The following is a 2,780-nucleotide window of genomic DNA, read 5'->3' as shown; positions in this document are numbered from 1 at the left end:
ATCAGGCCCTTGATCTCCTTGGCCGCCGCCGCCGAGCGCTGAGCCAGGCTGCGCACCTCCGCCGCCACCACCGCGAAGCCCCGACCCTGCTCGCCGGCGCGCGCGGCTTCCACCGCCGCGTTCAGCGCCAGGATGTTGGTCTGGAAAGCGATGCCGTCGATGACGCCGATGATGTCGACGATCTTCTTCGACGAGGCGTTGATCGAGGCCATCGTGTCCACCACCTGGCTCACCACCTCGCCGCCCTTGACCGCCACTTCGGAGGCCGAGACGGCCAGTTGGTTGGCCTGGCGGGCGTTGTCGGCGTTCTGCTTGACCGTGCTGGTGAGTTCCTCCATCGACGCCGCCGTCTGCTCCAGCGAGCTGGCCTGCTCTTCGGTGCGCGAGGACAGATCCTGGTTGCCTGCGGCGATCTGGCCCGAAGCGGTGACGATCGAATCGGTCGACGTCTTGATGCGACCCACGAGATCGGTCAATGTGTCCTCCATCTCGCCCATGCCGCGCAGCAGGCGCCCGAAGTCGCCGCCTCGATCGGTCTCGAAGTCCTTGCTGAGATCGCCCGAGGCCACGGTCTCGGCAATCAGCAGCGCCTCGTCGATCGGCTGCACGATGCTGCGCGTCAGCAGCCAGGCAAGCACCGAGCCCAGCGCCAGCGCAATCGCCGCCAGCGCCATGAGGTTGATGCGGCCCGCGCGATAGAGCGCATCGATCTCGGCAGCCGACTTGTCTACCTGCGCCTCCTCATGCGCCAGGATGCCGCGGATGCTGGCGTCGTAGCTGTCGAGCGTGGGCACCAGCTTGTCCCAGGCGATCCGCATCGCCTCCTGCGGCTTGCCGTCGGCCTTGAGCTTGAGCAGCATGTTGCGCAATTCGACATAGTCGGCCCGCTTCTGCTTGATGTCCGCCGCCAGCGCCAGTTCCTCCGGCGAGCGCAGCAGTTCCTCGAGCTTTTTCTGGGTCTCGGAGATCGTGGCGCTGGTCTTGCTCATGCCCTTCTGCAGGAAGTCCTGCACTTCGGGGTCATCCGAATTGAGGAGCGCGTAGGTGCGCATGCTGTTGGTGCTGGTCCCGAGCAGCCAGCCTGCGGCCAGCCTCTCCTTGACCAGCGATCGCAGCGCCATGTCGTTGGTGGCATCGCCGACCGCCTGCAGGCGCAGCACGCCGATGCCGGCAGTGGCGGCCAACAGGGCCAGGATCAACGCGTAGCCCCCGCCCAGGCGGGTGCCGATCTTCCAGTCTTTCATGTTGTCTCCGATCGATTGTTTTCTTGTGCGGGTCGAGCGCGGCCTCAGGCGGCCAGCTTCTCGATCAAGCCCATCTCGTCGCTGGACATCAGGCGGTCGATGTCCACCAGGATCAGCATCCGCTCGTCCAGCGTCCCCAGCCCGATCAGGTAGTCCGTGTCCAGCACCGATCCCATCGCCGGCGCCAGCTTGATCTGCTCCGCCGTCAGCGTGATCACGTCCGACACGCTGTCCACCACCATCCCCACCACCCGCCCGCCGATGTTCAGCACGATCACCACCGTGAACTGGTCGTAGCTCGGTGTGCCCAGCGCAAACTTGATCCGCATGTCGATGATCGGAACGATGATCCCCCGCAGGTTCACCACCCCCTTGATGTACTCAGGCGCGTTCGCGATCCGCGTCACCGCGTCGTAACCGCGCAGCTCCTGAACCTTCTGGATGTCGATCCCGTATTCCTCGTCGCCAAGGGTGAAGGTGACCACCTCCAGCCGATTTGCATTCGCGTTCGCGAGGGCCGCTGCGGCAGCGCCGGCCGCATGGGAATGAAGGCTCGTGATCTCTGCCATGGGATTCCTTTGGGTGGGATGTGAAGGCGTGTTCAAAAAGTGTTCGGTCCGGAACCGGTCAGCCGATCTTCTGCATGATGCGAACCAGTTTCTGGCCGTACTGCGGATCGGTCGCGTAGCCCGCACGCTGCAGGCCATGCGCGGCTTCGGTCGGGTCGTCGGTCGCCAGCACGTTGGCATAGCGCGGATTGCGTGTCATGAAGCGCGCGTAGTCGGTGAAGGCCTCCTCGTAGGAACCATAGGCCCTGAACTTCGCGCGGACGCGCTGCGGCTCGCCGTCGACGTACTCGGTGGTGGTGGTCTCGACCACCGGCCCCTGCCAGCTGCGGTCGACCTTGATGCCGAACAGGTTGAAGCTCTGCGTGCCGTCGTCGGCACGGATCTCGCGCTTGCCCCAGCCGGATTCGAGTGCGGCCTGCGCCAGGATCAGCGGCGCCGGCACGCCGCTGGCGGCACTCGCGGCCTGGGCCGATGCGCCCATGCGGTTGACGAAGCTGTCGACGTGGCCCTGCAGGGATGCGACCGCGCCCGCGGCGCCGCCCGAGCGATCGTTGTTGACCTGGTAGGCGCTCAGGTCGGCACGGACCACCGGCGCCGAAGGCGCCGAGCCCAGCGGGATGCCGGCCTGCGGCGCCAGCGGCAGGCCGCCGCGCGGCGCCAGCGACGTGCGCGCAGGATTCGGCTCGCCGTCGTCCACGCCCGATGCCGCGGCCCTCTGGAGCTGCGCGAGCATGGCCTCAGCCAGCCCCAGGCCGCGGCCCGAGAGGTTCTGCGACAGCTGCTGGTCCAGCATGGAGGTGTAGATCTTCTCGTTCTGGCCGTCGAGCAGGCCGCTGGAAGGCGTCGCCTCGCGCATGCTCTTGAGCACCATGTTCATGAACATGGCCTCGAATTGCCGCGAGACCTGCTTGAGGCCTTCCTCGGGCGAGGTGCGCACGGTGCGCCGCAATGCATCGACGCCCTGGAC

General features: G+C 66.6%; 3 protein-coding genes. All 3 read right to left on the bottom strand.

The window, feature by feature from the left end:
- Positions 1-1,244, bottom strand: a 1,244-nt coding sequence (locus tag AC1DY5_RS50255) for a methyl-accepting chemotaxis protein (RefSeq protein ID WP_478121783.1), incomplete at its 3' end; no start/stop codon positions are given.
- 44 nt (positions 1,245-1,288) lie between these two features.
- Positions 1,289-1,813 carry a chemotaxis protein CheW gene (locus AC1DY5_RS50250; protein ID WP_478121782.1) on the bottom strand — a complete coding sequence of 175 codons (525 nt, stop codon included), beginning with the start codon at positions 1,811-1,813 and terminating at the stop codon, positions 1,289-1,291.
- 58 nt (positions 1,814-1,871) lie between these two features.
- On the bottom strand, positions 1,872-2,780 hold a 909-nt coding region (flgJ, locus tag AC1DY5_RS50245), incomplete at its 5' end, for a flagellar assembly peptidoglycan hydrolase FlgJ (protein ID WP_478121781.1).

The organism is Variovorax sp. P4_D9, assembly GCF_056401695.1.
This window is presented reverse-complemented; position numbering and strand designations above follow the sequence as displayed.